Below are 26,355 nucleotides of genomic sequence, written 5' to 3' on the forward strand. Positions count from 1 at the left end.
GCTGCCGGCACCGCCGTGGTGGGCGGTGCCGGCGGTGAGGTGCGGTGCGTCAGGCGGTCAGGCGCCGGTCGATGACGGTGCGCAGCTTGCCGCTGCTGCCGGCGCGCGCGAAGCCGTCCCGGCCGACCGCCTCGACGTGCAGGTCGAGCAGGCGTTCCTCGGCGACGGCCGCGCGGAGCTCGGGGTAGTGGGCGAGGAAGGCCGCGGTGGCCTTGTCGGTGTCCGCGCCGTTCATGCGCAGGACGACTCTTTCGCGTGCGGCTGCCGGTTCGACGAGTATCTGCAGTTCGCCGCAGTAGCCGAGGTGTTCTTCGGCGATGCGGGCGAGGCGGCGGTAGTTGAGGAAGTAGGTGCCGGTGCGGATCACGTCGCCGGTGCGGCCGAGCAGTTCGAAGCGCGGTGTGGTGCGGCCGCACCGGCACGCTCCGTCCAACCAGCGGCCCAGGTCTCCCTGTTCGTAGCGGGAGATCGCGGGCGCGCTGCGGGTGTGCGGGGTGAAGACGATCCGCCCGGTCTGGCCGCGGGGCGCCGGCTCGTCGGTGTCGATGCCCAGGATCTCCAGGGTGAACAGGTCGTTGAAGAGGTGGTACACGGTGTCTTGGGCATGCTCGCACTGGTGGCCCATGGTGCCCAGGTCGCTGCCGCCGTAGGCGAAGCCGCGGATCACCTCGATACCGAACTCCTCGGCGAGGTGACGGCGCTGCTCGGCGCCGAAGTGCTCCCCGCCGTAGAAGACCTTCTTGATACCGCCGTAGGCGCGTAGGGCATCGCCCGCGTGCTGGAAGAGCTGCCAGAGGTAGGAGGGCATGGCGAGGAGGGTGTTCGCGCGGTGTTGGATCATCACGGCCGCGTCACGCTCGTAGTCGGTGCTGCCGGCGACCGGCAGCTGCATCGCGCCGATCTCCTCAAGGAGGCCGTTGCCGTACAGGAAGCTGCCGTACATCCCGCCTGCGAACAGCAGGTTGGCCACGCGGTCGGTGCGTACGTCGAGCCCGGCGGCGATCAGGCCCTCTCCCCCGCGCCGCAGCTGTGTCCTCCAGTCTGCGTAGGAGTGCACGGCCAGGGCCGGAGTGCCGCTGCTGCCTCCACTGCAGATGTGCAACTGCTGCTTGTCGGCGGGGATGCCGGGGTTGAGCTGCTGCACATCGGCCTTGGTCATCACCGGCCGGCCGGTGGCGGGCCGCTGCCAGGCCGCGGGGCCTGCGGCGGTGCGCGGGTGCAGATCCTCCAGGCGGGTGTCGTGCATGAAGCGCTCGTCCAGGCGGACGCTGACGCGGCGGCTGTAGCGCTGCAGCGGGTAGTGGCCGTCGTGCGGCTCGCCCGCGTAGCTGTCCAGCATCGAGCCGACCGGGGTGATGCGCAACACTCCCGCGGTGAACAGCTTCTCGGCGAGCTCGGGTACGTCGGTGCGGGCAGCGGCCAGGCCGGCGGTCTGCAGGTAGCGGCGCATCGGCCGCAAGGTGGCGGTGAGTTGTTCACGCGGCAGCGGCTTGACCCACACCGTGCGGTACAGCGGCGATGCACGCAGGGCGGAGCGGTGGTCGACCAGGATGCGCCAGGCGCCGTCGGCCTTCTCGTAGGTCTTCGTCAGGCCCAGGTGTTCCTCGCTGCGGGCGACCAGGAGGGTGGTGGTGATCTCCGCCTGCTCGGGCACGCTGGGCCGGGTGGCCGGGAAGCCGGCGCCGCGCCGGTCCAGGGCGGTGCCCAACCGCTGGGCGAAGGCGGCCAGTTGGGTACGGTCGTCGGTGTCCAGGTAGACCACCTGGGGGCTGGAGCATGCCTGCTGGTCCAGGCGGCAGACGCTGTCCGCGACGCCGTCGAGCACCTCCTGGTCGGCCCAGGTGTCGGCGGTGAGGTAGGCGAAGGAGATGCGGTGGCCCCAGGTGACCAGGCGGCAGCCCGCCGGTACGTGCGCGCGGACGCCGTTGACGGCCTCCTCGCCGCCCCAGACGGCGACCGCGTCGGCCGGGGCGCACAGGAGGTGCAGCCAGTCGGTACGGGCCGAGGAGAAGCGCAGCACGATCAGCCGGGCGGCGATGGTCCCGTCCGGGTCCTGCTCGCCCAGCGCCTGGAGGATCAGGTGGGTGAACAGTGAGTCGGTACCACTCGTCTTGATCACGTTGAGGTTGCCGGCGAGCAGTCCTTCGATGGCGCTGAAGACGCCGACGAGAGGATCGTTGGCGGCGGTGATGTGTGCCAGCATGCCCACCGGTGCCCAGGACTCGAACACCGGGGTGCGGAAGTCGGTGCGCCGCAGGCTTTCCGGGTCGGTGCCGCCCAGTTCCACGGCCAGCTTGCGTTCCAGGCCGTCGCGGCTGAGGAACCCGGCTATCTCCTCAAGGCTCTGCCGGGCACTTGCCCGGTGTGTGCCGGAGTCGACAAGGTGTGTGAACAGACGGTGGTGGAGGTCACTGTCCTGATCGGACAGCAGGCGGGAGAGCCGGTCGCAGGCGGCGACGACCTGACGGGCGGGCAGCGGGTGCGCCAGTTCCTCGCCGATCAGGACCGGCAGCTCGGTCAGGAGCTTGTCGGCCTCGGCGTCGTCGATCCAGCGGCCCTGCCACAGGTGGTTGTTCTGCTCGGCCATCACGCCGCTCCCTTCATGAGTTCGGCAGCCGCGACGGCGCAGCTGCGGTTGGTGCTGGTGCCGGCACGGCCGTGGATCTCGAACCAGTCGGTTTCCAGTCCGCAACCGCACGCGGAGCCGGGGTGGATGGAGACGAGGTCTCCCATGAGCACGCTGTGTGCGGGCACGGAGGTCATGAACGGCGAGACGCAGTGCAGGAAGCCCTGTTCGCCGTAGGGCAGCGGGTCGAGGGTGGCCACGTGCCGGGCGAAGATCCGCGACCAGATGGGGGCGTGCAGGCGGTGGTGGGCGCATTCGGCGTAGGTGACGCCGTGTTCGACGGCGCCGTAGCTGTCGCGTACTCGCTGGGCGGGTATGCCGAGCTGGTCCTCGATCCGCTCGTACAGCTCCGTCTTGCTGATCTGGCGGCCCGCGTGGCCCTTCCAGCCGCCGCCGAGGTAGACGAAGGAGTCGGGGCGCAGGGTGAGCGGCGGAACGCCCAGGGCGCGCATCCGCTCCAGGGTGAACCACAGGAACGAGGGGAAGCCCAACAGGCGTACCGGCAGGTCCTCTTCCGCGTAGCGCACCAGGGTCTCGACAGTGCCGAAGGGGTCGAAGACATGCTCGTCGCCGACCGCGCGCAGCGCGTAGGCGCGCTGGTGGACCGGGGCCAGATCGCATAGGAAGTCGTCGGTGAAGGCGGTGCCGAGGGTGAGGCCGTCGGCGGGCTCGTAGCTGTAGAGCAGGTAGTTGGCCGGCTGGTCGGGGGTGACGAAGCCGTAGTGGTCCAGGACGAAGGCGGCCATGCGCATCACCGAGCCGATCGACCAGGCGTCGAAGAACATCTGCGACTTTTGGCCGGTGGTTCCCGACGAGGTGAAGTGCGCCGCGATGTGCTCGTCGGGGACCGACTTCACCACGTGTGTCTTGAAGAAGTTGGCGTGGGTCAGCGGCAGGTGGGCCGCGTCGGCGGCGGTGCGCAGCTCGGGCTCGCCGTGGGCGCGCCAGGCGCTGGCGTAGAAGTCGCAACGCTCGGTGTGCCAGGTGTTGACCTCGGTGAGGGCCCGGGCGAACAGGGCGTCGAGGTCGGGGCCGGTCGCGTACGGGGTACGCAGGTCGCCGAGCTGCTGCAGGTGCGGCAGGCGCTCGGCGTCGGGCACCGGCAACGGCGCGAAGTACTTCTCGTGCGGGGCGGTGTCGGGTGTGGTCATCGCGGGAGCTCCGTGCTGAAGGTGTTGAGGTAGGTCGCGGTCCATGACCGGCGGTACTGCTCCACGTAGGGTGCGAACGCGGCGTCGGCGTTCAGGGCGCGGAAGTCGGGGCGGGTGGAGGTGTGCGTGAGGAGCACGTAGTCGTGCCACACGCCGGTCTCGTGCCGCATCGCCGGATACAGCGCGCTGGGCACGAAGCCGTGCGCCAGGTGGTGTTCCAGGCGTTCGTGGTCGGTCAGCGGCAGCAGCGTCTCGAGGTACGCGGCGCCGTGCTCGGCCATGGCGTGCACGACGTCGCCGAGTGCCTCGCCCAGAGGGGCGGTGGAAGGGACGACGTCGAGCAGCGTGCCGCAGCCCCCTTCCCGGTCGATCACGCCGTAGGCCTCGAACCGGCCGTCCCTGGGGGTGAGAAGTACGTTGGGCGGGGTCAACGGCAGCAACGGCGTCCCGGCGCGCGTGGTGTGCGCGTAGCGGCGCTGCACGAAGCCCGTCGCCTGGATCACCTCGATCGGCTCCGGCTGCGGGTGCGGGCACACCTGCGGCGGCGCCGGGCGGGGCCGCACTCCGCTGAAGTCGACGGTGCCCGCGGCGCGGGTGGCCGCCTCGAGCAGCGGCAGGATCTGCTCCGGCACTTCGGGGACCGGGGCGCGCCGGGCCAGCACGCCCTCGCGGTGCCGGATCACCAGCGCCAGCGTCTCCCGGCCGCGCAGTTCCACCGCTGTCGGCAACAGGCCCAGCGGCCGGAAGCCCTGCCGCATCAGGGCCCGTTGCGGCACCGGGGACAGGCAGCGGGCGGTGGCGTACACCGAGTCCATCGGGCCGTGGGGGCCGAAGGCCTCCTCGCACAGTTCGGACAGCAACGCTCGGGCGATGCCGGCGCCCGTGTGGCCGGGGTGCACGGCAAGCCCCTCGACCTTGCCGATCCGCGCGGCGGCGTCACCGCGCAGCACCGCCGAGCCCACGATGTCGCCGCTGTGCGCGTGCCGAGCGACCAGCCACCGCACACCGGGCTCGTCCAGCGCGGCCGTCATCGCGGCCGGGTCGGTGCCCAGGCGCAGAGGATAGGAGGGACCGTACACCGCGAAGTACAGCTGACGGAGCGCGGCCACGTCGCGGGGAATGGCGGTGTCGATCAGCACGGCACGGTGTCCGGTGGTCTCCGGTAGCACGTCAGTCACAGCAACTCCGTTCATCGAAGTCATCCGTAGGAGAAGAAGGCAAGGCCGGTGGCAGCGACGGCCGCTCGCGGGCCCCGCGCGCAGGCAGGTGGCCGGAACCGGCTTTAGGGAGCATCCGGCCGTGCCGAGGAGCGGACGCGGGCGAACAGGACCGCGGCGATCGGCAGCAGGCCCACCGCCTGCGTCAGGCACAGGGTCTGCGCCGACACCACGTCGCCGACCAGGCCGAAGATCAGGGAGGCCAGCGGGAAGCTGGCCCCGAGCAGCCCGAGCATCGCGGAGAAGAAGGCCGGCTTGGCCGCGGTCGGCACGCTGCGCTGGAACAGGGCGACAAACACCACGTTCGTGGCCCCGACCGCCCAGCCCGCGACGATCAGGCACGCCACGAACAGCCCACGGTCGGCGACCAGTCCGGGCAGAACGAGGGCAGCCCCGAACAGGGCGATGCAGGTGGCGCCGACGTGGCCCGGGGCTCCCGGCAGACGGTTGCCGGTGAAGATGCCCAGCAGCATGCCCAGCCAGAGGGAGCCTTCCAGCAGGCCCAGGGTCAGGGCCGGGGCGTCCAGGACGTTCTTGGTGTACAGCGGCAGGATCAGGAAGGTCGCGGTGATGAAGAAGTTGGCCACCGCGAAACAGATCAGGGCCAGGCGTATGAAGGGCAGGTCGGCCAGCAGCCGCCACGTGCGGCCCAGGCCCCCTTGCCTCTCCTCGTCGTCCGTCCCGGCGAGCGGGGAGAAACGGGCGCGGGTCACCAGCAGGGCCGCGCCGAGGTAGGCCATCGTCCCGGTGGCAGCCACGCCTGCCAGGCCGACGTGGTCGACGAGCGCGGCCCCCAGCAGCGCGCCCGCCATACCCACCAGGGAGAACGTCGACTGCTCGAAAGCGGTGGCGTCCTCGATGTCCGCGTCGTCGACCAGTTCCGGTATGGCCTTGGACAGACACGGGTCGAACAGCGCCTGGCAGGTGGCCAGTCCCAGCATCACCGGGTAGACGACCGGCATCGGTACCTCCGCCGAGGCGGCGTACGCGGCGATCGCGGCGGCCAGCACGGCCGCCGCGGACACCGACGACCGCAGCACGCCGCGACTGGGGTGCCGGGCGATGGCGCGGGCGATGACCGGGGCGCACAGCACGGGCGGCAGCGCCGCGCATGCCAGGAGGATGCCGGATGCCAGACCGCGTTCGCCGGCGGCCGCCTTGCCCAGAAGCCACCACAGGGCGGCCATCTGGTACATGCGCGTCGCGCTCTGACTCAGCAGCTGCGCACCCCATACCCGGGCGAAATCCCGGTTGCGCACCAAGAGCGGGCGCCGCCGCTTCGAAGCGGCGGCATCTTTTGAACAGCTGTGGGTGTCGGCCGGCTGGGATTCGGTGGCTTGAGAGCTCTCGTATCCACCAGGACCGTCGTGTCCACCGTCGTATCCGCCAGAGCCGTCGTGTCCGCCAGAGCCGTCGTGTCCGCGCGTATCGGCAGCGTTCTCATGAGGGCTCATTCCCTCGCTCACAAGAGGGCTCATTCCCTGGTCCACAGGAGGGTCTATTCCCTTACGATTCATCTTCCGTCAACCAAAGTAAGGGCGCCCAAAGGCACCGGGATATGCGGAGAGTGGTGATGTCGTCGTCACCGCGACGGGGCCGAAGTATGTGACTGCCATCTCGTGCAGCTCGGGGCCCCGCGAGTGAGCTCGCGCCATTCTTCATGCGTGCAACACGCAGAACACGGGGGCCGGTGAGGCCACCGGTCTTGTGGGACACGACCTCGGAAGCCGGGCCGGTCACCGCGCGGGCGGTGGGCGGCACATTCACTTGCCGCGAAGAGCTCCGGTCCCTCACGGAACGTTTCCGTGAGGTGTTTCCCAGGCAGGGGAAGAGGCGCGGAGAGGTCGGCGCGCAAGAAAGGAGTTAAGACCGGGGAGTTAAGACAGGGAAATGCTGTGAGGTCCGATAGCGGGTGGGCGGACATGCAGACTTTGCCTAGGGTTGACGAAGACGATGTAGGGCGTGAGGCGCGGCGAGGACTGGTGGCTCGCGGCCTGCTTTCGGGGGTACGACGTACGACACACCCGCACGTTCCGTGTAACCGTCGGTCTGACGTTCCATCACGAACGCGGCGCCTCTTCGAATATAGCGCAAAGCGGAGGCCACTCACGCCAACCGTTGAATTTTGAACCGGAGTTCACTGGCCGAAACCCCGACCCCGAAACCCGCGGTAACGCGCAAGCAAGCCTCCTCTGCATCCGGTTCCCGCATTCCGGCTCGGCGAGAATCCGACCGACATACCCCTTCACGACGTCGCTCATATCAATGCAGAACCCGGCATCGGCATTCGAAAATCCAGCCTCTGGGCGCAGCCGCCACCCGAGAAGCGCCGGGGCTTCACGCTCGCGCTCTCTCAAAGACGTCCACCTGCTCGCGGGCTCCCTCCCGCGGACCCCCGCCAGACCGACCAACCGCGAGCAACTTGCACCCCTGACCGCCCGGGACACAACGGCGATAGGGAAAGGACACATCCCCCAGGGACGCCTCAAAGGAAGGAGAACAATCCCAGCAGGTCACCGACACCGCCCGCACCAAGCCGATCAACTCGCCGGGCCCATGCCGTTCGCCGTCCTGGCCGCCAAGGTCCCGCCCCTGTCGGGTAGCAGGAGTGTCGAGGCGCTCTTGCGCAGTGCGTTTCCGACCCTGCTGGGCGAGTTGCAGGTGTGGGTATGCAGCAGGTGCTGGCCGTCGGGGCGAGTTGAAAGCTGTTCACCAAGCGCCGGCGCAGGTATCCGCAGACTGCTTGCACGATGCCCCGGATTACCAGACCGGTGACCATGTGTGAACATCCACGGCCACTCGACTCCCCGCCACATGCCCGCGAGCGAGAACTACAACTGACCGCCAACAGAGAGCCATACAAACGGTCACGGCCCACAACCCGCACAATGCGACCACTCCCCTTCCGATCACCGGTCACCAGTCACCGGTCACGCGTCAGCTCCAAGACCAGACCAAGGTCTTGGAGCTGACGCCAGCCACGCGGGGGAACACGAGAATGGCACCAGCCAACGAGCATCACGCGCGATCGTCACAGCAACCGGCCCTCCCAAGACGACGGGCTCTGGGGAGATTCCGGCATGGGCGGCCGAGGCGGTGTGCGGCGCGAGGCCGCGGCGCGCCTCCGTCCCCGGTGCGGCTCTGGCTGCGTCACCTGCGCCCACCGGGCGCTCCGGACATTCCTGCCACCCGGCCGAGTTCGCGCGAGATACCCAGTCCGTCCTGGTGGAACGCGTCGCTCCCGCACCGGGTCCTCCAACTCCGCGCAACCGGAGCAGCACGGCATGCGTGAGACACTTCGGATGCCGCCAGCAGCCGACCGGTTCTGCCGTGCCCATATCCAACGTTCCGGAGCCGGACGCGCTCGTCACCGTGCCCCTACCGCCCCGGACGACGACCAGCAGCCCACCACCGGCGACTCCCACTGATCCCCGAAAGTGAAGACCCGTTCGATCGGAGCCGATACAGTCACGTGATCGGCTGAAGGGCTCCTCGTTCTACGCCTTGTACGCGAGGAGTTGGACTTCCTGGAACTGCCGCCGGTCAGTGGGCTTGGGCTCGATCACGATGCGGGCCGACTCTTCCAATCCGTGATCACGCAGAAGCTCGGCGAGACGATCGGGGAACCAGCGGTAGGCCGTCACCACCGTGTGGTCGTAGGCCTGCGTCTCGTTGTGGGGGCCGTCAGTGGCGGGGAAGTCGATCAACAGGTGCCCGCTGGGAGCCAGGACCCGGGCGATCTCGGCCAAGATGGCGGGCAGGTCCTGCGGCGGGGTGTGGATGACGGACCACCGCGAGAGCACCCCGCCAAGCGCGCCATCCTCGATGTCCAGCGCGGCCATCGAGCCGACCTCGAACCGCAACCCGGGATTGGCTTCGCGAGCGAGCTCGACCATCACAGGGGAGGCATCGACGCCGAAGGCATTCAACCCCAGCCCGTGGAGGTGAGCGGTGAGGTGGCCCGGTCCGCAGCCGAGGTCCGCGACCCCGCCGTCGCCGTTCGTCCGTACCAGCTCCGCGAAGGCACTCAGGAGGGCGCGCTCCAAAGGACGGTCGCCCAGGGGGTCATGGAACAGCTGCGCGTAGGTGGGGGCGATGGCGTCGTAGGCATCGCGGGTGGCGTGCAAGGTATCGAGTTCGGTCACCCCGAGACCCTAGCGGGAGGAGAGCGCCTGCGTTTCAAGGACGTCTGGCCGAGCAGCTCTGCGACCGATCGTGTGCGGAGCCAGATGACGAGTACAGCTACGGTGGCGTGCCGAAGAACATGCAGCCGCGTTTGTCGTAGCGGGTGGGTGCGGCCCACGGCAAGCCAGGTCGCCTGATCGCCCGGACAGTTCCTGGTGATATCCCCGGCCGGGCTCCCCCGTCCCGGCCGGGCCCCCTCCCCTACGCACACCAGGCCTGCCGTGTCACGGATCGACGACCTCGTCCGCACGTACCTTCGCGGGGGCCGGCCGGGCAGCGCGCTCCTACGCCGGGCACCCCTTCTCCACTCCGTGACCAACACCTCCTGCGTCGACGGCTACCGCGGTCAGGGCCCAACGTGATGCGGTGGTCGTGCGGTCCCCTCACGCTCCTGAGCACGGACCGGGCGCCCGCCACCTCGTCACAGGGGCAGGCGACTGCCCGGTTCCCGGCAACGGCTGGGCCTACAAATCGAGTTGCGCTCCGTCGAGCGGACACCTAGCGTGCGTTCTGCCGTAGTTCGAACATGGAAGGACGATGCCTGTGCCTGCGACCCGCTGACGGGCCGCTGCGCGACTCCGCCGGACACGTCCGGCGTTGGCTGCTGGAGTGGCCCGTTCCCACGGAACTCTCTTCAGACCAGCAAAGAAGGACCTTTCGTGTTGGCATCCTTTGAATCCCACGCGCACGCCTACCTGCGTGCCGCAGCCGGCCACCGGGCCGTTCGCACCGGGCCGTTCACCCTCCGCATCGATCCCCACGACGCCGGATTCTTCCTCAACTACGCCATCCCCGACGACGGCGCCGAGCCGACCGGCGACCAAGTCCGGCGGCTTGTCGAGGCGTTCACCGGCCGGGCGCGGACGCCTCGCCTGGAGTACCTTCCCACGGCCGCTCCGCGCGTCGAGGACGCGCTGGCCGCGTCCGGGTTCACCGTCGAACGGCAGCTGCCGATCCTGACGTGTGATCCCGCGGACGTACCCGTGCCACAGACCGCCGCGCCGATCGAGATCATGCTCGCCGAGACCGACGCGCAGCTGCGGAAGGTCGCCCAGGCGCAGGGCGAGGCGTACGGACAGCCGGTGACAGCCGAACACGATGTCGCACGGCTGCGAAGCGGACTGAACCGCGGCGGCCTGGTCGCGCTGGCACTCGACACGGTGACCGGCCAGGGAGTGGGCGGCGGCCAGGTCGGTCCGCCGCACGGCGGGGTGAGCGAGCTCGCCGCTATCGGTGTGCGGGCGGCCTACCGGCGTCGTGGGATCGCGTCCGCGCTCGCCGCCGCGTTGACACGCGCCTGCCCAAACGCCGGCATCACCACCCCGTTCCTCATGCCGGAGAACAACGACAGCGAGCGGATCTATCAGCGCCTCGGATACCGGCGCGTCTCGGAGATCCTGCACATCTCACTGCGGTGACCCCATGCGGCTGCCCGGCCACAACAGTGGCCGGGCAGCCGTCCCCTCTCCTGCGAAACCTCGCAGGTGAGAGGACAATCCTCGACTGCGCGGGCCACCTCCGACGCTCGCGTGGACCCATGCGACCGCTCACAGACCAGGCCAAAGAATCAGTCACAACTCGCACAACTCATGTGGTCGAAAACGGTAGCTGCGCGAGGAGGTCTCGACCACATGGTCCCGGGCCGGGATCGATATGCCGTCCACGGTCCAGAGCCGTTCCCACGATCCAGAGCCGTTCCACTGCGTCAGCGAGCTGACCGGCCGGCTCGACGGCCAGGAGACGTCGCAGCTGCTGGATGGCCCGGCACACCGCCGCAGGGAAGCCCCCCAAGCAGTGGGGCAAACTGCCTCATCGTCAGATTCGTGCCGTAACAGACGGCCACCAGCAGCACATCGCCCGTTCCGACGGCAGGCACCACGATCACCCACCACCAGGACCATCCCCGCCACGCTCCCGCACAACCTTCAACAGCCGCTGGAACTGCCGCATCCGCAGCCCCGCAAACGTCTCCACCTCAAACGATTCAGCCCTCAACACCCCACGCATACAAGGGAAACGCCCGGATCGCAGCCTTCTGCAACACACACGAGGGCAGATTGGGCTTCTTACATCGTTCTTAGAACCATGCCGTAGACATAGGCCCATGGCGATCAAACGTGTTGCAGTCGGTGTCGGAACGCTCGTGACGATGACCTTGACGAGCGTAGTCGGAGCAGCCATCGCGACTCCGGCTCCCGCGCCTGACAGGGCTGCTACTCCAGCGCTCGGAAACAAGACAGCGACAAACTATTTGTACGCTTCGATGGGCGATTTCGACACCACCGTGAAACCGCTGATCGATCGCCCGGACATCGCCGGCGTGCAGCTGGTGGTGCCGTGGAAGGCGCTCGAACCGAAGAAGAATCGGTACGATTTCTCGTCGATCGACCGGGCGCTGAAATATCTGCAGTCCCGTCACAAGAAGCTATTCATTCAGGTCCAGGACCGGTTCTTTGCGCCCCCGACCAGGCTCCCGGACTATCTGCTGACCGACCCGGAATATCATGGGGGCGCAGCTCCGACAAAGAACGAAAGCGGCCTCGGCCCCGGCCAGCCCGGAACGATCGCGGCGCAATGGAATCCGCAGGTCCGGGGGCGGTTTCAGCATCTGCTCAAGGCGCTGTCGCAACGTTTCGACGGTCGCCTCGCCGGGGTGAACCTTCCGGAAACCGCTACCCAAGTGGAAACCAGCAAGGACCACACGGGCTACAGTGACGATTCCTACTTCCACGCAGAGCTCGACAACATGGCCTACGGCAAGAAGGTCTTCACCAAGACGCCGTTCATTCAGTACGTCAACTTCTGGCCGGGCGAATGGAACAACAGCCGCAACTACATGAAGCGCACCTTCGAGTTCGCCAAGTCGCACGGAATCGGCCTGGGTGGACCTGACATCCTGCCGAACCGCCCGGCACAGATGCAAAATTCGTATCCTTTCTTCAAGCGATACCGAGGGCAGCTCCCCCTCGTGGCCATGGCTGTCCAGGAACCCGACTTCCAATACAAGAACCCCAAGACGAAAAAACCGTACACCCGGCAAGAGTTCGTCGATTTCGGCGCGAACACTCTCGGAGTCGACTGCATCTTCTGGGCCACCAGCGCGCCCTGGCTCCACCAGCCGGCGGCACGATAGCGCCGCCCATCGTCCGTCGGTGGTCGTCCCATCGTCGGCCCCGAACCGGATCGACGGCTACAGCGCCAGGGGCTGTCCGATGGGGCGTCGGCGCGGCCGTCGCCTTACGGTTGAGGCGGCGCAAGCGTCTCCTGCGCCCACTCGCGCAGACGCGGCCATCGCACGCGGTGGCCGCGTTCACGCCTGTCCGACGGTCACCCGCCGGACAGGGAAAGGGTCTTCGCGCAGATATGCAGATATCGAGCCAACGGCCGGTGCGTCCGGTGTCGTGTCAGGCGTTCCGCGTGATCACCTGACAGACCCCAAAGAGGCGCAGTGCCGGGCGGTCGTCATCAGCCAGACGCCCGGACTGTCCGGCACCCCGTCCCGCAGCCACCGCTCCAGCACCGCGACCAGCCCGTCCTGCGCAAGCCCCTCCGCGAACCGACGTCCCGCACGATCGGGGCGACGCCAGCCATGACACGCACCGACTCCAGCCGGAAGACGGTCCCGATGGCGCGGCGGCCTCGCAGCAGGTGGCCTTCGGCCGCTGGGCGCCGGTGTGGCCGCGTCCTGACCGGGCCCGATGGCGGCGGGCCCGGTCAGGACGGGGTGGCGGTGGGCTGCGGTTCCACAACCCACCACGCAACACTCCAGGGCAGCGCTGCCCCTGGGAAGGCTCAGCCCTCCGCGATCTGACGCACCTCGCAGGTCACCGTCCAGAGCTCCTCGTGCACCTTCAGGAACCGCTTGGTCCACTCCAGCGCCTCGGCCTTGTCCTTGCACTGCATGATCGCGTAGCCGCCGACAACCTCCTTCGACTCGGTGAACGGACCGTCGGTGACGGAGATCTTCCCGCCCTCCCAGCGCACCCGGGTGCCCTGCGCGGACGGCGTCAGCCCGGCGGTGTCCAGCATCACCCCCGCCTTGGTGATCTCCTCCATCAGCTCGCCCATCCGCTGCATCATCTCGGGACTCGGGCCCTCGGCGGGCGCGGTCTTCTCGTCGATCTGCACAAGCGACAGGTAACGCGGCATCGTGACTCCTTCGCGGACCTACGACGGTCCTACCGTTGGGGCGGGGCCAGTCCCCGCCTCTCACCATTGCGTCGAACAAAGACCGCCCGAATCGACACACGCGCCGGATCTCTTCCAAGATTTTTTCGGCCGGACCCCCTGCACAGGTCACGGCTGCCGTTCCCCACACCGGCCATGCCGCCCCACTCGCCACCCGAGCCGGCCCACGCCCGCCCGACCCGGCACGAGCCGAGCCAGTGGTCGGCGCCGCATGGCACCGGGACCGGTCGGCGAGTACGCCGGACGTTTCGCTCCGGATGTATCAAAGCCTTCACAGCACCGTGCGGCTCTGCCCACGAGAGGTCCGCGTACTCGTCTGAGTGGCCCTGGCACGTTCTTCGTAGCCGGAGACCATCCTGACGTGGTGGTTCGGCCGATCCACGTAACTGTGGTGTTGGTAGGAGATCGGTACGCTCCGTGGTCACGGAACAGGCACGCTGTCCTGCTGAGGAGCAGGTCCGCGACGGCTTGTTGAGAACCACTCCGTACTCAGGGGCGCAGGGATATTCAGTCCCCATCATCGCCTGAAGCGCCGCCCCGCACGCCGAGGCATCGAGCAACTCGCCCATTCTGATGTGCGGTTGCCCCACCGCCTGCCGTCCGCCCGGAAGGGCCGCCACCAGGTGCCCACCGCCCGCTCGGACACGCTGAAGACCTCTGCGGCCTGGCCGTACGTCCCAACTCGCCCCGACTCCAACGCCGCAACGCCCGCAGCCCCGGATCCTCCTGCGCCGCGGGCGCCAGCCGATGTCCCCACTCTCGACATTCACGCCCGGCCAATGAGCAGGAGACCCACCAGTTTCGGCTCAATATCGGGAACCACCGTGTTGGCCAGGATTCAACACAAACTGCAGTTCGATCACGTCCTGAAGCGGCCCCTCCGAGCTGGTTGAGGAAGGCGAACAGCGAGCGCAGGGCGGTCAACCGGGTGTGCCCGTCCCCGCCGCCGGGAGTGGGCTGCTGCAACGCATTGATCACGTCGTCGCGGGTGACCTCGCGCAGGGTGTCGTACTCGCAGGCCCAACCGGACAGGATCGGCAGTGCATGCTGAAGGTCGTTCTTCCATGTCAGCTCGGCCTATGGACGAGACATGCGAGCTCACCGAGGACGAGGTGAACGACCTGCTCGACGGTCAGGGGGTCGCCGTAGCAACGGCCCCAAAAACGACGGATATCGCTGATGGGACGATGCCGCTTGTAGTGCGGTGTCGTCCGGGGGCGCGCGCCGTGAGTGCTGCGGCTCAGCCCCGTCGGCGGGCTGCCGGGTCGCGTGAGACAAATGCCGGGCGTAGCGTTCCCGTGCCCGCACGACGGCCGAGCCGTACATCGGCCCACCCCCAACGAGCCACGGTACGGCCGGGACGGGACGGGACGGGTTCGGGCGCACAACTCGGCCATGTCTCCTGCCGCTTGCGCGTGTCTGCGCAGTGCCCCGAGGTGGTGCCCGTCGTCCGGGCGAAGGTGCGGACGAACGCGGTGGTCGTCGCCCGCCCACAGGCGGGGGCGGTGTCGGTGATGGTGACGCTCCATGCCGCCACCGCTCTCGCAGGACTGGGTGCTGGTCGGCGCAATCCGCGTGTGGCGGATCCGAGATATAAGTAGGCCGAACACTGGAAGCACGCCTGGTTCGGATTGCTCATCGTGGATGCGTGACTTCGATCCAGGAAACGGCGCGAACGCGCCCCCCGACGCCGGTGAACCGCCGGGACACTGGCGCCGGATGCGGGTATGGACCGCCGCCCACGCCACGCGAGGTGCGCTCGTCGTCCTCGCGTCCGTACGGTGATCGCGATCGCGGTCTCCACGGCTCTGCGCGAACCGGCCGACGCAGCCGAACCGCCGGACGGCTCGGGAAACGACACGCTGTCAGAAGACTCCAACCAGTAGAGGGAAGGGAAGGAACTCCCATGACGAAAGCTCACAATGATGCGGTCCGCGAACAGTTCAGGATCCAGGCCACAACCTTCACCGATGAGGGGTTCGCCGCCCGCGGGCTGGACTGGATCCTCGAACAGCTCGCCCCCTCGGCCGACGCGCAGGTGCTGGATGTCGCAGCCGGCGCGGCTCACCTCGGCCGAGCACTGGCACCACACGTCAACCATGTCTGCGCCCTCGACCTGACCCGGGAGATGCTTGAGCAGGGGCAGCGACTCGCCGCGGCCGCCGGTCTGCGCAATGTGACCTTCACGCTCGCAGACGCTGCCGAACTTCCCTACCTCGACGATCAGTTCGACCTGGTCGTATGCCGACTCGCACTCCATCAAGTCGCTGATCCGGCGGCGATGGTACGGGAGATGGTCCGCGTCACCCGCCCAGGTGGCCGCATCGGTGTCACCGACATGATCGCCGACGAGGACTCGGAGCTGGCCGAGGAGACCAATCGACTGGAACGCCTGCGTGACCCGAGCCACAACCGGACCCTTTCGCTCACCGAGGTGCACGCCTTCCTGGAGACCGCTGGCGCTTCGGTGGCCTCGACCGCCGTCCGTGACCACGATCTCGACCTGACGGACTGGCTGACCCGCAGCGAGACACCGGCCCCGGTGCGCGCACAGATCCGGAAACGCCTCGAAGAGGAACTCGCCGGCGGCACGGCAACCGGCCTGCGCCCCGCACGCGGCGACGACCAAGCCATCAGCTTCACCCATGCATGGGCCACCGTGACCGGTACCCCGCGGGATTGAAGGCAGGGGCTGAACGCAGTTCGAGACCGGGAACGTTGGCCGCCTGGTGGATCGACAGGTGTGTCATCTCCGAGGCGAACCACCGTGCGCACACCGGCTAGCGGAGCCAACGACCGCAGTGCCGCTCTCTCACCGAGGCCGGTTTCGGGGAGGGCATGCGGGAGTGGCAGTTCCGCTGAGTGGTTCATGGGCAGTCCGGGGATGTCGGCGACCGCATCGGCCAGGATTTCCAATGCCTCGTCCCGGCCAGCCCTGTCGTAGACGAAGGCATTGTCGGCTGTTTGTCCGCTCATCGTGCCCCTCTGCGTTGAAGATCGCCGGGTGGACATCCCCTGGACGAGGACAGAAGTCATGCGCTCTCCTGCCGCAGCGCCCGCGGTGGTGTCTGGATCGCGTCGTATGGCGGACAGTGCTGCGGCCAGGTCGTGGCAGAGGTCTTGGGGGCTTTCCAGTCCGATGTGGAAACGGACCAGTCGGGGCGCGTCCGCCGGGGCGCCGAGGGCCCGTAGGTGGTGGGGCACGGCGGGCATTTTCAGGCTCTCGAACCCGCCCCAACTCGTGCCGAGGCTGAACAGTGAGAGCTGGTCGATGAACCGGGTGAACGCGTCTTCGCTGCACGGGGCCAGCTCGCTGGTGAACGGGCCTGCCGCACCGGAGAACTGTGAGCGCCGCAGCTCGTAGCCGGGATCGGTATCGAGGGCGGGGAAGAGCATCCGCTGGACACAGGGCTGTGACTGCAGCCACTGCGCGACGGCGAGAGCGGCCGTCACGGTGGGCACCCGAAGGTGGTCGACGACATGGCCGACTACGCCCGATCCCTGCGGGCCAACGGGGTCCCCGTCCCCGAGATCGCCCGCAGGTTGGGCATCACCTCGGGCAAGAACCAGGGCAAGCGGCCCTCGGTCGCCACGGTCTACCGCATCCTCGCCGAGGATGAACAGGAGGGCTGAGGCTCACCGGGACTCCAAGATCATCTCATTGCCTCTTTGACTCGTATCTCGGCGATACCCCAGGTCGAGGGACCCAACTTCCGGTATAGCCGGCGAGGCCGGCTCCAGCAGGCGATGCCGGTGGCGATCGGCCGCCTCCGGGCTGGGCGAGCGAGTGCCCGTCCCGCCGGCATGCTGCACCGCCCGGTCAGCCCGAACACCCTGCTCAGACGCGTCCGGGCCCCCATCCACAGCCCACTGACTGTGGCTCTAGCATCCGCATCCGCGACGAGACCGGGGCTGCGCGGATGGCAGCGTCCGATCCCACGGCCCGGCCATCCTGTCTGGGGCTACCCGGCCTATCGGATGTGCCGGGCGATGCCGGTTGCCCGGGCCATCAAGCCTTCGAGCGGTCCGCGACGGAAGAACCGTGACCAGACGGTGGCGAACACCATGCTGGCGGCGATGAAACCGAGCAGGACGGGCAGGGACGATCCAGGCAGTTCCTCTATGCCCAGGAGCCAGATGCCGGCGATGTGGAAGACGTACGCCGTCAATGACATGGACCCGACTGCGATGGCCGGCCGGGCCAGGGCATGCAGGCGCGGGACGGCGTCCACGGCGGTGAGGCAGGTGGCCACGACGGCTATGGCCACACCGGCGTTGCCCACTATGGACAGGGTGGTCTCGCTGTGCGGGGAGGCCACCAGCAGCCAGGCCGAGGTGTCGCCGGTGGGGTAACCGGCGATGTCGGACCACCACGCGCTCGCCGCGCCCGGTCCTGCCAGGCCGGTGATCGCGTCGAGCGCGCCGGGGACGAGGTGCAGCGCCAGCCACGAGCCCCCGTAGCCGGCCACGGCGAGGAAGAGACCGGTGACGGCGAGGCGCGTGCGGACCATGGCGGAGGCCAGGTCGAGGCGGGCGACGGCCATGCCCGCGATAACGAACGGGACCCATGTGAGGGCCGGGTAGCTACCGGAGAAGAGGAGGGAGACGATGCCGCCGGCCTCACCCTGGCTCCGGGGCCCACCGTCGCCGATCACCTGCGCCACGAAGTACAGCACCTGAGGGAAGATGACCGCCGCCCCCACCGCGATCACCGCCAGCGATCTGGCGCTGAGCCGGTAGAGCGGCAGCACGAGCAGGAAGTACGCACCGTAGAAGGCCAGGATGACCTCGACCGGGGTGCCGGTCATGGTGAGAGCGGTACCCACCGCCAGCAAGAGCGCGGCCCGGATCACCACCTTGGCGACGGCCTGGCGACCGGCCCGCCCGGTTTTCGGCGTGCTGCGCCCGGTGATGAGCACCACGGTGAAGCCCGCCAGGAAGGCGAAGAGCGCCGAAGCCCTGCCATGGGCCAGCTCCATCAGGAAGCCGGTCACCCCACCCTGGTCCGGGTCGGGGCCGACATGGGCGGCGTACATGCCAAAGACCGCCAGGCCGCGGGCCAGATCGACGCCGATCAGCCGACCCGCCGCAGCCCTGCCGTTCTCGTGTGTCGGGGCCGGGGCGCCAAGTGTGGGCGCTGCAACCTCCGTGTGCTGTCGTGCCATGGTCTCCAAGCCGGGAAACAGACTGATCGCCGGGTATCCGGCCGCAGGCCGGACCACCCCCGCCACCCCACATGACGGAACGCGCGTGATCCGGGTTGTGGAGGTGGACGTCGAGGCACTGCTCCGGCCCGGCTTCGGGTTGATCCTCAACGTGGCCGCCGACGACATCACCGTCGTCACGACCGCGACTGGGGCAGACGCCTTCGACGCAGTCCGAAAGCACCGTCCCGATGTGGTCCTGCTCGACGTCCGGATGCCGGACGTCGACGGTCTCACCGTCTTGGGCGAGCTACCTACGGTACCCGACGCGCCCGTGGTGGCAATGCTCACGATCTTCGACACCGACTGGCAAGCTCCGCCTGCTCTCGCCACCCGCCCTCGTCCCGTTCGTCTGGCGTCTGCTGTCGGCTCCGCCCAGCCCAGGCCGGCCGAGCGGGCACGCAGGGAGGCATACGCAAGCCATGGGGCGCCTGGAGCTGACGCGATGCCTCTCGGATCACGCACCGCCCAGCCCGCCCTGTAGGGAGAGAACATGCCTCTTCCTCCTCCTGAGGAAGAGGTGTCAGCAGCGAGAGGCGCCTACCCCAGCGCCCTGACCAGCATGTTTTCCGCCGTGCCTCTGACGGACCTGGTACGCGGGGTAGTACCAACGATACGTACGGTCGCACCTACGCTGGCACGCATGGTGGAACCGAGGCGGTGGGAAGGAAATCCGCCCGCAGATCCCCACCCAGGACCTCAGCCCGCAGAAGAAGACCGCGCTGAAGGAGATGTTCAATGAAGGTCTGGCGGCAGATAGCCGCCCTACAGTCCCCTGACGCCGGGAAGGGCCTTCTCGCTGCTGGATCGGTGTGCCGGACAGCCAGCACACCGATCCAGCAGCCCAGGTGTGATCGGCAGTGGCGATGGTGACCGCCATGGTGCTGCTCACCTGGCCACGCTGCCCCGTCTCCGCTACCCGGCTACCGCCGGCGCGTTCCCCCACGGCCCCACCCGGTGAAGAGGCTCCGGAACCGGTGGTGGGGTGCCTCGTCCGCGGGGTAGTTGACGTCGTCCTCGTCCGGGTGGCCGATGACCGTCCAGCTGACGGCGGAGACCGCGGGCTCCAACGACAGTCGGCTGACGGCCGCTTCGAGGAGGGAGTCGTCACGACGCTCGGTGGTGAGTTCCGCGGCGACGGTGACCTTCCCTTCCTCCGCGTCGCGGCTGTACACCGAGCGCAGCCGGAAGCCGGGTTGGGCGACGGCTTGAACGATCAGGGCCCTGATGTGCGCCTCCTCGGGCTCGGTGCACACCGCCTCGAAGTAGTAGTCGGTGGCGACCTCGGCGCCGCCGCGCGGCTCCCGGTCCAGGCGCCGGCCCAGCGGTCGCAGCACCAGGTTGGCGCCCACCACGGCAACTGTGCCAAGGCCCGCCAGGACGTACAGCCCCGTACCGGCCAGGGCGCCTACTGCGGCCGAACACCACAGGGTGGCCGCGGTGTTGAGTCCGCGCACGCTGAGCCCGTCCCGGATGATGACACCGGCTCCGAGGAAGCCGATGCCGGAGACAATCTGGGCCGCGACCCGTGAGCCGTCGTACCCGATGGTGCTGGTGGCCTGCGCGAAGCCGTAGTTGGACAGCAGGACGAAGAGCGCGGACCCGGCGGCCACCAGCGCGTTCGTCCGCAGCCCGGCCATCCGGGCCCGCCACTGCCGCTCCAGGCCGATGACAGCGCCGAAGCCGAGCCCGGCAGCGATGTTGTCCACCATCTGCCACTCGTTGACGATGGCCATGTTCCGTTCCTCTCGTCGTTGATTCCTTTCCCGTGTCGGCTCCTGTATCGGCGATTCACAGCCAGGTACTGAACCAGCGGATGCATCTCAGGGCGGTCACCCGGCAGTGGATACCTGCGCTGGAGGTGCGGATACCCCACTCAGGCGATGCTCCCGTGCGCCCAGCGCATGATGTGCCGCTGCCTGCGCGACGGCGAGAACAGCGAAGACGTGGCACAGTTGGTGGTCGCCTCCCTGCGGGAGGCGGTGCGCGGCTACCCGGTGGCGCGGCGCCCGCGACGGGTGGCGACGAATCTGCGCATGGAGTTGTGGCACCGCGTCTCGCGAGAGCTCAAGCAGGAGCTGGCGCCCTCCGCACAACTGGAGGAGCAATGGGCGGTGCACCTCCCCGGTGGTGATGAGCCTTCGCGGGCTGTCGAGCCGGCTCTGCTGGCGCGAGCCGCCGAGGAAGCAGGTCTTCGGGCCGCAGCGCATGAGCTGAAGTGGAACGGCCCAGGCACTCTGGTGGGCTGGACACCGGTTACGCGCGCCTTCCGCGACGGGCACACCGCCACCCGGTGGGCCGCCGACGCGACATTGCGGTGCTGGGGCCCGGACGGCCTGACACGCCAGGTGGTGGCCACGACCGCCCCGGCCACCCTGCCGGAGAAAAACACCTGGTACCTCGCCACGAACCTGCCCCGCCCCGGCTCACCACGCGCCGCTGACAGTCCTTCCCGCCCGCTGACCTGGCCGAAGTCGTTCGGATCTACGCCGCCCGCAACTGGATCGAGCAGAGCTACAAGCAGGTCAGGGACGAACTCGCCTGGGCCGACTTCCGCGTCCGCTCCGACTCGGCGATCCGCCGCCACCAGACGCTGGTGAACCGCGCGTTCTCCTTCTGCTGGGACACCTGGTTCGACCTGCCTGCTCCACCGGTGTCGCCGGGGCCGCGGCCTCCCACCGACCATCGCCATCGGGACGAGCGGTCGGAGAGGGGACCGTCTGCGTCCCATCAGCCCCGACCGTCCTGCCGGCCCCAGGCAATCCGCGCAGTCCGCAGCCGACTGACCCCATCGATCACCTTACGGCGCTGGTGGCAGGCATGGTCCAACACACCATCACCCACCCAACTACAAGCCCTCATCAAGGCATTCACCAGAGGAAGACCCATCAACCTCTACCGCCCGGATCAACAAACTGCCGGTAGCGCCTTTCGGAGTCCGCCAGCCGCGGCGGCCCGCCCCAACCACATAGGGGCCAGAGCTGGCAAGCAACGGTGAGGGAGCTTCGCGACCTGGCGAACACGGTGAGATGCCAGACGACGAATGAGGCCACGAGGCACCTTGAGCCGGAGTCGCCCAAGTAGCACCGGCGCAGCGTTGAAGTCACAGGGCCGCCAACTGGAGGAGGCTCGGGTGGCGGGGAAAAGGACGGCGAATGATCCTGCCGATAAGTCACCTTGACCACTGGAGGTCCCTCATGAAGCACCTGACCGTTCTCGCTACAGCAGTGGCGACCTCAGCACTGATCATCCTTGGAGCCGGCACCGCCAACGCCGACGACGACAACGAGCCCGAAGTCGGAGCTTCTCAGGTCGGAACTGCCCCGATCACCGACGGTCTTCAAAAAGTCCTGAACGGCTCCTGGCTTCTGGGCGGCTGAAGCCCTTTTCAGCAAGCGGCCAGCGGGGCGGGGCTGGTCGCCTCAGAACGAAGCCGACCAGCCGGCACAGATGCCAAGCGGGCATCAGGTCTCCTTTGCAGCCGGGCTACTTTGCGGTTCTCCCCGGGTCGATCTCGGGGTGGGTGAATCGGACGGCTTGCCCAGATCGCGGGCGCAGGTGATCTCGGCGCGGGCACTGTCGCCGATGTAGAACAGCCGCGGGTAGGACACGGTCAGGACTCTTCGGACTACCGGTGTTGGCGATCTGGTCGATGATCCGGAGTCCGTCCGGGGTGACGTGGATGGCGCCGAGGTTGGCGAGCCACTACATCCACACCGGTTCGATGCCGGGCCGGTCCGCGAATTCGTCGTCGGAGTGGTGGTTGAGTGCATACGCGATGGTCCGGTCGGCGAGGGTTTGGAGTTCGGCGGCCGAATCCAACGAACGTTCTTCGTCTCGCGGGCGCTCGGTGCGAGCGTCCTGTCACCTCAGCCCGGTAGATCGTCCACTCGTGGCCGAAACCGCGCGGGCCGGGATGGCAGCGGCAGCGGTTGTCGCGCCACCCGCCGGTGACGCGAGTGAGGGTGGTGACCGTGAGCCCCAGTTTGTCGTCGACCTCGGCCTGGGCCCCGTCGTCGGCGCTGGCGTGATCGTCGATGTGGCCGGCAGCTGGGGCTACGCCGGGCGGGAACGTGTTGCGGTCGAACACCAGGTAGTGGCCGACGTCGTTGGTGACGACGATGCCGACGGAGGTGTTGTCACAGGTCTTGCGGGCGGTCACGCGTATCTCCTTGGTGGTCAGCTCCGCAAGTCCTTCGGGGTGTTTCACGTGGGTGGCCGGAGCCGTGCATGGCCGGGGCCCGGACTACCTTGCACCGCACTAGTTTGTAGTGCATGAGACATGCTGTGTAAGGTACTGGCGCATGGAGGAGACATCCGCCCCACGCGCCCAGTGGCTACGTGGAGTGCTGGACATGTGCCTGCTGGCCCTGATGGCGGAGTCCCCGGTCTACGGGTACGAGATGGCCGTCCGGCTCGCCAAGGCAGGGCTCGACGTCGCAGACGGCTCGATCTACCCGGCGCTGGCACGCCTGCGTAAGCGTCAGCTGGTGGAGATCGAACGCCGCAGCGGGGGTGGAGGGCCCGCCCGCACCTACTACAGGCCCAGCGAAGCAGGCATGCAGATGCTCCGGTCGTGGAGCAGCGACTGGAGCGCGTTCGCCACGAGCATCGGCACAATCATCAACCAGACCACGCGGAAAGAATCATGACGTTGACTGTCGATGACGCGATACACCAGGCCGTAGAGACGTGGCGCCGCCTCGGCGTGGACGAGGTCGTCGCAGAGGAGATGGCTGAGGAACTGGCCGCGGACCTGACCGCTGCCGCCGCCGACGGCCGGTCGGTCGCCGACTACATCGGCGGTGACATCGAGACGCTGGCCACCTCCTGGGCGGTCGAACGCGGTCTGCTGCCCGTGCACCGGCGCCTCAAGGAGACCGCCTTCGCGGCGGCCACGGGCGCCGCGATCCCCGCCCTTGCCGCGCTCCTCTTCTGGTGGATGTCCACGTCCCATCTCTTCGACCCCAGCAGCGAATCATTGACGACCACGCTCGACGGGCATGTGCTGCGGGACGTGCGCAAGTTCCCCAATCCCGGAGTGCCTCTGATGTGGGTGGGCTGGGTCGCGTGCCTGTGCATCGCCTTCTTCTTCGTCCGGCGCGCGGTGGACGAGAGCCTCCAGCGCCCGCTCGACCCCGCGCGCCACGCGACCATGCGGGCCCTGAACAAGGCCCTTCCCCTCATTCTTCTGGCAGCGGCCCTGGTGGCCGTCGCGATCGGCGTCTTCGGGGCATACGTGGTCGGGTATTTCCAGCTCCTCTTCACCGTCCCGGTCGCGCTGGTCGGAATGATCGGCACGGTCGCAGCCGGTGCCGCCTGGGTCCGGCACCGCACCTGCCCGCCCGTAACCGCCATCAGCTGAACCACAGGCTGCGGGCCACCTGTGCCGCGACAGGGTGTGGCCGGTCAGATCCACTTCCGCTGATCGGCCTTCCTGCCTTGTCCGTTGCCTCTGCCTGCCCGATATCGCTGGCCGCCTCGCAAAGGCGTCGACTGAGGAAGATGGCCCATGGCCACAAGTTCCCTACCAGCCGGATGCGCGCAGATCGTGCTGCATGCGCCAGAGGCCACGCGCGCATCGCCCGTCGGACGGGCCTGCATCTTGACACCGTGCGAAAGCACCTTGACCCCGGGCGCAAGTGGCGAGGCCGGTTCGCCGAGGACGGCATACCCGGGCTGGCCGCCCGCAGCCGTCCCGGGCGCCCTCTCCATCCAGGCCCGCCGTCACTGCCACCCCACCCTCGCCCCGGCAAAGCCCAGGCCGTGCGCGTGAACCACACCTACGGCCGCGGCGGCGCACTGGCCTGCCTGGCCGCCTACGACGTCCACCGCCCGCGTGTTCGGCCGCGGCGAACCACGCACCCGCATCGGCCCGTTCATGACCCTGGTTACCCAGGTCATGAGCCGAGAAGCGTACGCCAGCGCCGAGCGCGTCTTCTGGATCGTCGACAACGGCTCCTCCCCCGCGGGAAGAAGGCCGCAGACCGCCTGGCCTCCGCCTTCCCCAACGCGGTCATGGTCCACACCCCGGTACACGCCTCCTGGCTCAACCAGGTGGAGATCCGCTTCTCCGTCGCCCAGCGCAAGGTCGTCTCGCCCAACGACTTCACCGGCCTGGGCGAGGTAAGGGGCCGGCTCCGAGCCTTCGAAGACCGCTACAACGCCACGGCACGGCCGTTCCAGTGGAACTTCACCGCCTCCGGCCTGGACGACCTGCTGGCCAGGATCGACCGGGTGCGTGTCCGGCGTGATCGGCGGCGGATTGTCGAGTGCTCCGGGGTCGGGCAGCCACTCGACGCCTCCCATCGGAGCCGGCCACGCCGCCGGACGTGGCCGGTCGGCGTCCGGAGCGACGACCCGCAGCGCGCCGTACCCGCCGGTGACGGTGTCCTCGACGACCCGGGCAAACCGCCCGTGGTCACGGTGTAACAGGCCCTGTGCGGAGGTCACTTGAACTCACCGCTCACCAGCTCCTCGTGTGATGAAGCGCAGAGTTGTGCCACGCGACGGCAGGGGGATCTCGCGCCATGCCGTGGGACAACGGGTGGGTTCAGGGGGGTGTGAGGGTGTCGAGCCGGGCGGCGAGGTCGGGGTGGGCGGCGGCCAGGTGGGGGCGGGCAGCGGTCAGGGGGGCGATGAGGTCGGCGGGGTCGTCGTGGGCGAGGGCCGTGTGGAGCTCGCCGAGCGGGCGGCGGGCGGCCGGGGGAAGGTCGGTGAGGGCGGTGATCTGGCCGGCGAGGCGGCGCAGGTCGGCGGCGTTGGCGCGGGCCCAGGTGGCGGTGGTGCGTTCGGCAGCCCTGGCCTGGCGGGTGGCCGTCACGCGTTGCTCGCCGGTGGTCCCGGCCGGGCCGGGACGGCCGCGCAGATAGCGGCGCTCGGCGGCCTGGCGGCTGGCGACGCCCAGGGGATGGGCGAGGTCCGCCCAGCTGGCTCCCGCGTCCCGGGCTGTTTCGATCAGGCCGGTCTCCCATCCGGCGAGTTGCTCGCGCACCTGCCGCAGCAGCATCAGGGAGGCCAGCGCCTGCTCCGGCCCGGGGCCGGGACCTTCGGGCGTGTCAGGGGCCTCTCGCTGGGCGTCGCGCAGGGCGTCGTCTATGGCGTTGAGGGCCGCCGCGGCGGCGAGGAAGGACGCCGGGCTGTGGGCGTTCGTGCTGGTCGTGGACGGTTGGTCGGCTGCGGTCACGGGCACCTCCCTCGGATTGTCATCACGTAGACGACATCGTGTTTGTCATCCATTGGATGACATGTTACAACGATGTCAGTGAGGCGCATTGGCAGCAACTACCTGAACCTGCTGGAGGTGTTTTCACGATGTTGATGCGCACTGACCCCTTCCGTGAGCTGGACCGGCTGGCGCAGCAGCTGATGGGCCCGGGCACCTGGTCCCGTCCGTCGGCGATGCCGATGGACGCCTACCGCGAGGGCGACGAGTATGTGGTGGCCTTCGACCTTCCGGGCGTCACCGGGGACGCGATCGACATCGACGTCGAGCGGAACATGCTGACCGTCAAGGCCGAGCGGCGGCCGGTGGCGAAGGCCGACGACGTGCAGATGGAGCTGTCCGAGCGGCCGCTGGGTGTCTTCTCCCGCCAGATCGTGCTCGCCGACACCCTCGACACCGAGCACATCCAGGCCGACTACGACGCGGGCGTGCTCACCCTGCGCATCCCGATCGCCGAGCGGGCCAAGCCCCGCAAGATCTCCGTCGGCGTCGGATCCGGCCGCAAGGAGATCTCCGGCTGACACCGGCCGGACGGGTGCGGAGGGCGGGCACCTGATCT

General features: G+C 68.6%; 18 protein-coding genes and 3 pseudogenes. 10 read left to right on the top strand and 11 right to left on the bottom strand.

Annotated features, from left to right (window positions below; translation table 11 throughout):
- Nucleotides 1-49 precede the first annotated feature (49 nt).
- The 5 genes from RZ84_RS00610 to RZ84_RS00630 form a co-directional block, all read right to left on the bottom strand.
- Nucleotides 50-2,587: an acyl-CoA reductase gene (locus RZ84_RS00610; RefSeq protein ID WP_043262675.1), complete on the bottom strand. Its 2,538-nt coding sequence runs from the start codon at nt 2,585-2,587 to the stop codon at nt 50-52.
- Nucleotides 2,587-3,777 (bottom strand): LuxE/PaaK family acyltransferase, encoded by a 1,191-nt coding sequence (locus tag RZ84_RS00615; RefSeq protein WP_043262676.1) that lies wholly within the window; start codon nt 3,775-3,777, stop codon nt 2,587-2,589. The genes RZ84_RS00610 and RZ84_RS00615 overlap by 1 nt, the downstream gene beginning before the upstream one ends.
- Nucleotides 3,774-4,955, bottom strand: a complete 1,182-nt coding sequence (locus RZ84_RS00620) for a GNAT family N-acetyltransferase (protein WP_052229646.1) — start codon at nt 4,953-4,955, stop codon at nt 3,774-3,776. The genes RZ84_RS00615 and RZ84_RS00620 overlap by 4 nt, the downstream gene beginning before the upstream one ends.
- Nucleotides 4,956-5,059: 104 nt before the next feature.
- Nucleotides 5,060-6,511: an MFS transporter gene (locus tag RZ84_RS00625; protein ID WP_078893463.1), complete on the bottom strand. Its 1,452-nt coding sequence runs from the start codon at nt 6,509-6,511 to the stop codon at nt 5,060-5,062.
- 1,980 nt (nt 6,512-8,491) lie between these two features.
- Complete coding sequence (locus RZ84_RS00630; protein WP_043262678.1) at nt 8,492-9,139, bottom strand: class I SAM-dependent DNA methyltransferase; 648 nt, start codon at nt 9,137-9,139, stop codon at nt 8,492-8,494.
- 702 nt (nt 9,140-9,841) lie between these two features.
- On the opposite strand from RZ84_RS00630, the gene RZ84_RS00635 reads away from it, so the two are divergent.
- On the top strand, nt 9,842-10,597 hold the full coding sequence (locus RZ84_RS00635; RefSeq protein WP_052229648.1) for a GNAT family N-acetyltransferase: 756 nt from the start codon (nt 9,842-9,844) through the stop codon (nt 10,595-10,597).
- A 180-nt stretch (nt 10,598-10,777) separates the two neighbouring features.
- On the opposite strand, the pseudogene RZ84_RS40295 reads toward RZ84_RS00635, so the two are convergent.
- Nucleotides 10,778-11,186: pseudogene (locus RZ84_RS40295) on the bottom strand (IS5/IS1182 family transposase); the annotation flags it as partial.
- A 97-nt stretch (nt 11,187-11,283) separates the two neighbouring features.
- Between RZ84_RS40295 and RZ84_RS00640 the strand changes: the two are divergent.
- Nucleotides 11,284-12,312, top strand: coding sequence for a hypothetical protein (locus RZ84_RS00640; protein ID WP_241777476.1), 1,029 nt, complete (start codon nt 11,284-11,286; stop codon nt 12,310-12,312).
- A 309-nt stretch (nt 12,313-12,621) separates the two neighbouring features.
- Here the strand turns inward: RZ84_RS00640 and RZ84_RS40300 are convergent.
- Nucleotides 12,622-12,770 (bottom strand): annotated as a pseudogene (locus RZ84_RS40300) (RNA polymerase subunit sigma-24); the annotation flags it as partial.
- Between the two features lie 201 nt (nt 12,771-12,971).
- Nucleotides 12,972-13,328 carry a YciI family protein gene (locus tag RZ84_RS00645; protein WP_043262680.1) on the bottom strand — a complete coding sequence of 119 codons (357 nt, stop codon included), beginning with the start codon at nt 13,326-13,328 and terminating at the stop codon, nt 12,972-12,974.
- Nucleotides 13,329-15,273: 1,945 nt separating this feature from the next.
- On the opposite strand from RZ84_RS00645, the gene RZ84_RS00650 reads away from it, so the two are divergent.
- Nucleotides 15,274-16,050, top strand: a complete 777-nt coding sequence (locus tag RZ84_RS00650; RefSeq protein WP_043262681.1) for a class I SAM-dependent methyltransferase — start codon at nt 15,274-15,276, stop codon at nt 16,048-16,050.
- A 797-nt stretch (nt 16,051-16,847) separates the two neighbouring features.
- The gene (locus tag RZ84_RS40305; RefSeq protein WP_241777477.1) at nt 16,848-17,000 is read left to right on the top strand and encodes a helix-turn-helix domain-containing protein; all 153 of its coding nucleotides are present in this window, start codon (nt 16,848-16,850) and stop codon (nt 16,998-17,000) included.
- Between the two features lie 338 nt (nt 17,001-17,338).
- On the opposite strand, the gene RZ84_RS00655 is transcribed toward RZ84_RS40305, so the two are convergent.
- On the bottom strand, nt 17,339-18,532 hold the full coding sequence (locus RZ84_RS00655) for a DUF418 domain-containing protein (protein WP_043268685.1): 1,194 nt from the start codon (nt 18,530-18,532) through the stop codon (nt 17,339-17,341).
- Nucleotides 18,533-18,617: 85 nt separating this feature from the next.
- On the opposite strand from RZ84_RS00655, the pseudogene RZ84_RS40310 reads away from it, so the two are divergent.
- A pseudogene (locus RZ84_RS40310) lies at nt 18,618-18,878 on the top strand (response regulator); the annotation flags it as partial.
- A 616-nt stretch (nt 18,879-19,494) separates the two neighbouring features.
- On the opposite strand, the gene RZ84_RS00665 reads toward RZ84_RS40310, so the two are convergent.
- On the bottom strand, nt 19,495-20,307 hold the full coding sequence (locus tag RZ84_RS00665; RefSeq protein ID WP_078893465.1) for an MgtC/SapB family protein: 813 nt from the start codon (nt 20,305-20,307) through the stop codon (nt 19,495-19,497).
- Nucleotides 20,308-21,768: 1,461 nt separating this feature from the next.
- Between RZ84_RS00665 and RZ84_RS00670 the strand changes: the two genes are divergently transcribed.
- The 4 genes from RZ84_RS00670 to RZ84_RS39465 all read left to right on the top strand — a co-directional run bounded on the left by RZ84_RS00670 (nt 21,769) and on the right by RZ84_RS39465 (nt 25,003).
- On the top strand, nt 21,769-21,951 hold the full coding sequence (locus RZ84_RS00670) for a hypothetical protein (protein WP_157878719.1): 183 nt from the start codon (nt 21,769-21,771) through the stop codon (nt 21,949-21,951).
- A 924-nt stretch (nt 21,952-22,875) separates the two neighbouring features.
- Complete coding sequence (locus tag RZ84_RS00675; RefSeq protein ID WP_043262683.1) at nt 22,876-23,223, top strand: PadR family transcriptional regulator; 348 nt, start codon at nt 22,876-22,878, stop codon at nt 23,221-23,223.
- Complete coding sequence (locus RZ84_RS00680; RefSeq protein WP_043262684.1) at nt 23,220-23,936, top strand: hypothetical protein; 717 nt, start codon at nt 23,220-23,222, stop codon at nt 23,934-23,936. Before RZ84_RS00675 ends, RZ84_RS00680 begins: the two co-directional genes overlap by 4 nt.
- 653 nt (nt 23,937-24,589) lie before the next feature.
- Nucleotides 24,590-25,003: a hypothetical protein gene (locus RZ84_RS39465; RefSeq protein ID WP_063772641.1), complete on the top strand. Its 414-nt coding sequence runs from the start codon at nt 24,590-24,592 to the stop codon at nt 25,001-25,003.
- Nucleotides 25,004-25,124: 121 nt separating this feature from the next.
- On the opposite strand, the gene RZ84_RS00690 is transcribed toward RZ84_RS39465, so the two are convergent.
- Nucleotides 25,125-25,757: a hypothetical protein gene (locus tag RZ84_RS00690; RefSeq protein ID WP_043262685.1), complete on the bottom strand. Its 633-nt coding sequence runs from the start codon at nt 25,755-25,757 to the stop codon at nt 25,125-25,127.
- A gap of 128 nt (nt 25,758-25,885) precedes the next feature.
- Between RZ84_RS00690 and RZ84_RS00695 the strand changes: the two genes are divergently transcribed.
- Nucleotides 25,886-26,317: an Hsp20/alpha crystallin family protein gene (locus tag RZ84_RS00695; RefSeq protein WP_043262686.1), complete on the top strand. Its 432-nt coding sequence runs from the start codon at nt 25,886-25,888 to the stop codon at nt 26,315-26,317.
- Nucleotides 26,318-26,355 lie beyond the last annotated feature (38 nt).

It is taken from the genome of Streptomyces sp. CT34 (assembly GCF_000805335.1).
Taxonomy (GTDB): Bacteria; Actinomycetota; Actinomycetes; order Streptomycetales; family Streptomycetaceae; genus Streptomyces.